A 7233-nucleotide genomic window follows, 5' to 3' on the forward strand; every position below is an offset into this window, starting at 1 on the left:
AAGAAAACGACCATAAGAATGGTCGCCTTCATCGAAAATTGGATTAACAACTATCCAAAGAAATGTTTGAACTATTTATCTCCTAGACAATTTTTACTAAATGCCTAACTTAGACTTGAAATTTAGCTAAAGTCTCTGCAGCTTTAGGATTGATTATAGAAAAGTATAATTTGAAGGACCAACCAGATGAAGCTATTCGAATTTTATATGATAATTGTTTTCTTAGTAATAATGGGAACAATGGACAAATTAGGCTACTAAATATTACAAATTTTGTGCAATAATAGTGTAAAATAGTAGTATGAGATAAAAGAGGTACCTAGTATGTATAAGATTTTGGTAGTTGATGATGATTTTGAAATTGTAAAATTGATGCGAACAATTTTAGAAATGAAAAACTATAATGTGACGACTTATCAAGAAGTTAGGCTTCCTATAAAAATAAGTGATTTTGATGGATTTGATTTAATATTGCTTGATGTTATGATGCCTAATGTTGATGGTCTGCAAATCTGTAAACAGATTCGTAAATCAGTATCCTCTCCGATTATTTTTGTCAGTGCAAAAGATTCTGAAGATGATATTGTATCTGGATTAAATCTTGGTGGTGACGATTATATAACAAAGCCATTTAGTGTTAATCAACTAGTTGCCAAGGTTGCAGCGCATTTAAAACGAGAAGAACGTTATAGAAATGCTGAATCTAATGAATCTGTTATTCGAGAATTACTTTCACTAACATTTTACCTTCAAGAAAAACTCGTGTGTGTTAATGGTGAAGCTATTTCTCTTACTAAAAGGGAATATGATATTTTAGAGCTATTATCTAGTAAGACAAATAAGGTTTATACAAGAGAAGAAATCTATGAATGTGTCTATGATGATGAAGCAGATGCATTATTTCGTTCAATTTCGGAATACATTTATCAAATTAGAGTCAAGTTTGGTCCCTATGGAATTAATCCCATTAAAACAATAAGGGGGATGGGATATAAGTGGAATGATGAAAAGATATTCAATTAATAAGCGGATTTTAAGGACAGTTCTTGAAATAGTGATTGGTACAGTTGCAAATGTTATTATGTTGCTTGTATTGAGCTACGTTCTTATTTTTACAGGTCAGTTGAATACATATGGAACAGACTATCATATTTCAATTAGTGATAGTAAATCTGCTAACGGTATTAAGAATCAAATGGATTACTCTGTCTTTGATTATGTATTGTTTGATAGCGATAATGGCGAATTGGTCTCTGGAAAATATCAAAAACAGGATTTACAACATTATAAAGAAGTTTTTGATACTGGAAGTTCGGTTAGCGAGGGTTCTATATTGTTTACAGAATATGAAAACTCAGATTTTATTTTGGTTATTAGAAGACCAACAATGCCCGAATTTGTAAATCGAAACTTTCGACATATTTCCTATAATTTAGTCTCTTATTTGTTTTTTATAGTGCTAGAATTACTACTCATCTCTATCTCTGTTATCAGGCTCTTAAGAGAATTTACAAAAAATTTTCGTCTAATTGAAAAAATATCTCTGAATATGGGAATACCAGGAATGGATATTGGACGTAAAGAAACTGCAATCCTAGAATGTAATAACATTTTATTGACGCTTTATCAAAAAGACGAAGAGTTGACAAAGTTATTTGAAATGGAGAAAAAAGATAAAGAAGATTTGTCATTTCAAGTTGCTGCATTAGCACATGATATTAAAACACCATTAACTGTTTTAAAGGGGAATATCGAGTTGCTTGAGATGACTAATCTAGATGAAAAACAATTAGATTTTATGTCCTCAATGAATCATAGTGTTGGTATATTTGAAAAGTATTTTAATTCAATGGTTAATTACTCAAGGTTGCTAATTGAGGATAAGAATTATCAGGAAGATATTGAATTAGCAAAATTTCTTGATGAATTATCATTAGAATGTCGAGATATTATGTCTTCAAAAAAAATTAATTTTCAAATAGTTAATGAATCCCATACCAGAGTGATTAAAGGAAATCGTCTCAACTTAGATCGAGCTTTGATAAATATCTTATCAAATGCGACTAGATTTTGTTCAGAAGAGGGCAAGGTGGTACTGACTATATCTGAAAGTTCTAACTTTATCAGTTTTGAGATTTGGAATAATGGTTTACCATTTACAGAAGAGTCTCTTAAAGATGGAGGAAAACTTTTTTACACAGAGAATAAAGGAAGAAATGATAAGCATTACGGAATAGGACTTTCATTTGCTCAAAAGATAGCTATGAGACATCAAGGTCAATTAATACTCTCAAATCCACAAAATGGTGGTGCACAGGTCACTTTATTAATTAAAAAATTTTAGGGGCTGGTCAAAAAGCCTAATATAAACAAAACAGCATGAAATCTTTCATTTACAAACGTTGATTTTATGCGGTTTTTTGTTTCGAAAATTTGAGGCTCATTGTCAACTGTAGTGGGTTGACCCATCTAACACCGAGAGAGGACAGTTCTTGTCTTCTCTCGTTTTATGTTTATGGCAATGAAAATACGAGTTTTGAAGTTTTCAAAGTTTCTGAAACTAAAGGCATTTCGCTTAATGACCTTGATGATATTGTTTGTCGCTTCAAGTTTAGCGTTGGAGTAATGGAGTTCTAAGGCGTTAATCATCTTGTCCTTGTCTTTCAAAAAGGTCTTGAACACCGTCTGAAAGACGCTATCAATTGTTTCTTGGATAAGCTCAAAAAACTGGTCAGCTTGCTTTTCTTGGAAGTGAAACAGGAGTAGCTGATAAAGCTCGTAATGTTTCTTAAGTTCTTGGGAATAGCCGAGCAGCTTAGCAACAATCTCCTGGTTAGTCAAGTGCATACGAAAAGCTGGGCGATAAAAGCGTTTATCGCTAAGATTTCGACTGTCTTGTTGTATCAATTTCCAATAGCGCTTGAGGGCCCTGTATTCGTGGGATTTTCGGTCAAACTGGTTCATTACCTGGATGCGTAGCCTGTTCATAGCCCTGCTCTTATGCTGGACAATGTGGAAACGATCGAGAACGATTTTAGCGTTTGGAAATAGCTGTCTAGCCAGTTTGTAATAAGGGGTGAACATGTCCATGGTGATGACCTTAACACGGCTTCTGACACTTCTCGAATAGCGTAGAAAGTGGTTGCGAATGGTAGCTTGTGTTCGCCCATCAAGAATGGTCAGGATTTTGAGTGAATCAAAGTCCTGTGCGATGAAGCTCATTTTACCTTTCTTAAAGCTGTACTCGTTCCAGGACATATTCTCAGGCAGCCAGTTCAAGTCAGTCTTAAACTGAAATTCCTTTAGTTTTCGGATGACCGTTGAGGTTGATACGGCTAGGTTTTCAGCGATGGCTGTCATCGCCACCTTCTCATACTCGTTTAACATCAAAATCTGAATGCTGAAAGATAGGTTTGCTTGTTTGTTGTCAGCGATGATAAGCTAAACTGTTATCATCTCTTTGTTAATGGTTTGGAGAATTGGTTACAACTCAAACACTTGGAAAATTAGCATGCATTATCAGATTTTGATTTTATTTGAGTATCAATTAGTTTCTGGGCGATTTTCTGATTTAGAATGACAGGAATTTGGTGGTTTTTCTTGACCAATGATGTCTCAGCGACAGCTATTTTTCTGCAATTTGAGCTACGAAAGCGGCGTTTCGTTAAACGAATTAGCGTTTTATAGCCAGCACAGTCCAGGTAGGGTATTTTGGATGGTTTTTGGAAGTCGTACTTGGCCATCTGTTCTTGGCAATGTTGGCATTTTGGGGCAGGGTAGTCCAGCTTAGCGATGACTTCCAGCATCGATATAGTCTGAAATCGAGATATTAGGGTCTTTTATTCCGAGTAGGTTTGTGATAAAATTGAACTGTTCCATATGAGTCTTTCTAATGTGAGTTTTGTCGCTTTTCATTGTAGGTCATATGGGACTTTTTTTCTACATTCAAAAGGCCCTATAATCTCTGTGGTGGATTTACCCACTACAGAGATTATAGAGCCAAATTTAAAAAAATCAATGAGATATCGACTTTTTGCTCAATCTTTTTTTCTGAAGAAATACTGAAATTTCTTTTGTATTATAATAAAAGAAATGGAGGAAGAAAAATGGAAGTTATCATTCAAAATCTAAGAAAAAGCTATAAAGACAAAGAAGTTTTAAAAGACGTTTCATTTAAAATTGAAGAAGGTACTATTTGTGGTCTTCTGGGAGTAAATGGAGCTGGGAAATCTACCATTATGAAAATTCTTTTTGGGTTAGAAAGAGCTGATAGTGGAGAAGTCATTTTCAATGGAAAGCATAAGGATATTGTAGAAGAAAATAGATTTGATATTGGAGCGTTGATTGAATCTCCTGCTATCTATTTGAATCTTTCTGCATTTGACAATTTAAAAACACGAGCATTGCTACATGATATTCCAGATGAAAGAATTTATGAGGTACTTCAGTTGGTTGGTTTATCTGATACTGGAAAAAAGAAGGCAGGGCACTTTTCATTAGGAATGAAGCAACGACTTGGTTTAGGAATGGCAATTATTACCAATCCTGACTTATTAATTTTAGATGAGCCAACTAATGGTCTAGATCCAGATGGGATAAAAGAATTGCTAAATTTAATTAGGGATCTAAAAAAATCTGGAATGACCGTCCTCTTGTCCAGCCATCAACTAAGTGAAGTCAGCAAAATTGCGGATCAAATCGTTATACTGAATCAGGGCAAGATTTTTTACGATGATATTAATAAGAATTCAAATGATTTAGAAAAACTATTCTTTAGAATTGTCCATGGAGGTGATGGAAATGACTAATATTTTTAAATCTGAGTGGCTGAAGCAAAAATCTAGTTCTGATAAAAAATTACTAATCCTTATTCCTATGCTAGCAATTTTTATAGCTTTCATACTAGCAGGACCTCTCAATTTAGAAAGTTTTTCAATTTATTGGTGGGAGGGAGGATTCCTTTTCACTCTCCTTGGGTTATTGTTTTTAGCTGATTATAGCGCGGAGGAGAATGCAGGTGCGTTTCAAAATATTAGCTTGGGTAGATATACGTTTACTATTTATTTAGCGAAGATACTGTTGAAGTTCAAGGATGTTTTGATTTCAACCTTTATTTTTACGATAATATTTTATGGCATCTCATTTCTTTTTTCAGGTGTGATGTCAGTAGACATTGGTAAAGATTTGATTTGTTTATTACTTATTGGTGTTTCTTCTGCTTGGGTATTACCACTATTATATTTTCTAGCAAAGTGGATAAATCCCTACTTGTTGTTGGCTACAAATTCTCTTATTTGCTTATTAGTTGCTCCTCTAATAGCTCAGACATCGGTTTGGTTCATATTTCCTTATACTTATCACTATAAAATTGCTTATGCTCTTTTACATTTAAAACCCTCAGGTGATTTAGAGGCAGCATTAAGTGGAGTTGAAATATCGACAATTTTAATATCAGTATCTCTTTCGATCTTAGTTTTTGTGAGTTTCCTTAGTTTGTTGAAGTGGAGGATAACTAATGAACAAAATTCTAAAAAGTGAGTTGCTAAAGTTGAAAGGCTCTCTTACTTTAAATCTTATTTTAATTTTATCAATTATTCAATTATTCACAATTCCTCTTTATTTACAGTTTACAAATAATTCAGTTGTAATTGAAAATATCATTTTTTTACCTATGTTAGGATATTGTATATTAGCATCAATTTTCTCTATTTTTCTTCATGAACAAGAGGAAAAAGCAAATTTCTTTCAAAATATAAAAAGCGAAAAAAATAGTGGAATTATTTGGGGAATAAAGCTTATTTCGACAGACTTACTTATGGTTTTATTGGGAGTTCCAGTTTGGATAGTGGTAGGAGTTGAATTTAATAGACTCTCTTACTTTGCGTATGTTGGTGTGATTACTTGGTTATTATTAGTCTTACTTAACCATTTCCATATGTTACTTAGTCTTATCATGGGAAAGGGAGGGAATCTAGTAATTTCTTTTATCGAATGTCTGTTTATTATATTTGCAACCAATAAAGTATTTTTAAATATCTTCTGGTTGCCTATCGTTTTACCTGTTAATATGATTCTAGAAATTGGGAAAAATGAAATTTTTATGATTCTAGTATACTTAATTGGTTTTATCATATTATCGTATTTTTGTAATTTAGCTGTTATGAATAATGTTGAAATTCAAAAAATATGTAAAAAGAGGTAAATTGGTTAGAGGTCACTAAAAGAGTAGAATACAACAAAATTCAATAGATAAAAAGCGAATGACAGCATATTTTGAAATCTAAAGATTACAGGTCATCCGCTTTTTATGTCTATTTTATTATCTTTTCAAGACAGTATTGTTCATGATATTTTAAAAATATCAGACTTTTTCAGCAGTTTCATTGGTCAACTATCTTTTTATTTAATTGTCCAGAGTATCAGTATAAATATTTCATGCATTCTAAATAAAAAAATTTGTTCATTCTCTATGATTATGAACAAATTCTGAACTAGGTATCTTATCTTTTATCTCAGGAGCAAGATGAAAATGATTATATAATAAACAGAATTATCAATTTCTTATCTGAGTTTTCACTAAAAAATTCTACTTTAACAGGTTTCTATGTGGAATCAAAGAATCAAATGTCCAAGACAGAGTCTAAGCTTTATCCGTTAGGATGTCTAAATTTTGGTTTAGCACACGGCCTTGCGGGTGTTGGCGTAATGTTGTCTTATTCAAAATTAAAAGGCTATTCTAATGAAAAATCTATTGCAGCAATCAAAAAAATTATAATGTTATACGAAAAACATGAGTTAAAAAATTATATGTGGAAAGAGGGATTAAGCGATATTGAACTAAAGAAAACAGAAAAAAGCAATTTACAGTATGAATTTATTCGAGATGCGTGGTGCTACGGTAGCCCAGGAATTAGTTTACTATATCTGTATTCAAGTTTGGCTCTAGAAGATAAGAAACTAAAATCTAAAGCTTGTAACATCTTGAAAGCATCCATCAGGAGAAGTAATGGTTTGGAACAATCTATTTTATGTCACGGATTTTCTGGAGCAATTGAGATTTGTCTATTTTTTAAAAAAATTTATAAAACAACTGATTTTGATGACTGTAGCTAAATTTCAAGTCCAAGTTAGGCATTTAGTAAAAATTGTCTAGGAGATAAATAGTTCAAACATTTCTTTGGATAGTTGTTAATCCAATTTTCGATGAAGGCGACCATTCTTGTGGTCGTTTTC

The 7233-nt window shown here is 32.5% G+C and carries 6 protein-coding genes and 4 pseudogenes; 8 read left to right on the forward strand and 2 right to left on the reverse strand.

Annotated elements, in window-relative coordinates:
* From HF992_RS11445 to HF992_RS11455, 4 genes and pseudogenes are all read left to right on the forward strand, one after another.
* A pseudogene (locus tag HF992_RS11445) lies at positions 1-108 on the forward strand (IS30 family transposase); the annotation flags it as partial.
* Positions 109-128: 20 nt separating this feature from the next.
* Positions 129-284, forward strand: a pseudogene (locus HF992_RS12130) (S8 family peptidase); the annotation flags it as partial.
* A 40-nt stretch (positions 285-324) separates the two neighbouring features.
* On the forward strand, positions 325-1023 hold the full coding sequence (locus HF992_RS11450) for a response regulator transcription factor (protein ID WP_168550131.1): 699 nt from the start codon (positions 325-327) through the stop codon (positions 1021-1023).
* Positions 1001-2344 carry a sensor histidine kinase gene (locus HF992_RS11455; RefSeq protein WP_168550132.1) on the forward strand — a complete coding sequence of 448 codons (1344 nt, stop codon included), beginning with the start codon at positions 1001-1003 and terminating at the stop codon, positions 2342-2344. Before HF992_RS11450 ends, HF992_RS11455 begins: the two co-directional genes overlap by 23 nt.
* Before the next feature lie 125 nt (positions 2345-2469).
* Here HF992_RS11455 and HF992_RS11460 read toward each other — a convergent pair.
* Positions 2470-3830, reverse strand: a pseudogene (locus HF992_RS11460) (ISL3 family transposase).
* Positions 3831-4106: 276 nt separating this feature from the next.
* Between HF992_RS11460 and HF992_RS11470 the strand changes: the two are divergent.
* The 4 genes from HF992_RS11470 (at position 4107) to HF992_RS11485 (ending at position 7113) form a co-directional block, all read left to right on the forward strand.
* Positions 4107-4808 carry an ABC transporter ATP-binding protein gene (locus HF992_RS11470; protein ID WP_000452012.1) on the forward strand — a complete coding sequence of 234 codons (702 nt, stop codon included), beginning with the start codon at positions 4107-4109 and terminating at the stop codon, positions 4806-4808.
* Entirely contained in the window at positions 4801-5538 is a 738-nt protein-coding gene (locus tag HF992_RS11475; protein WP_168550133.1) for a lantibiotic immunity ABC transporter MutE/EpiE family permease subunit, read from the forward strand. Before HF992_RS11470 ends, HF992_RS11475 begins: the two co-directional genes overlap by 8 nt.
* The gene (locus HF992_RS11480) at positions 5516-6202 is read left to right on the forward strand and encodes an ABC-2 family transporter permease (RefSeq protein WP_001033676.1); all 687 of its coding nucleotides are present in this window, start codon (positions 5516-5518) and stop codon (positions 6200-6202) included. The genes HF992_RS11475 and HF992_RS11480 overlap by 23 nt, the downstream gene beginning before the upstream one ends.
* Before the next feature lie 350 nt (positions 6203-6552).
* A complete protein-coding gene (locus tag HF992_RS11485) occupies positions 6553-7113 on the forward strand; it encodes a lanthionine synthetase LanC family protein (RefSeq protein ID WP_343032976.1) in 561 nt (186 codons plus the stop codon).
* 14 nt (positions 7114-7127) lie between these two features.
* Here HF992_RS11485 and HF992_RS11490 read toward each other — a convergent pair.
* A pseudogene (locus tag HF992_RS11490) lies at positions 7128-7233 on the reverse strand (IS30 family transposase); the annotation flags it as partial.

Origin of the sequence: Streptococcus ovuberis (genome assembly GCF_012396585.1) — a bacterium.
In the GTDB taxonomy this organism is placed as follows: Bacteria; Bacillota; Bacilli; order Lactobacillales; family Streptococcaceae; genus Streptococcus; species Streptococcus ovuberis.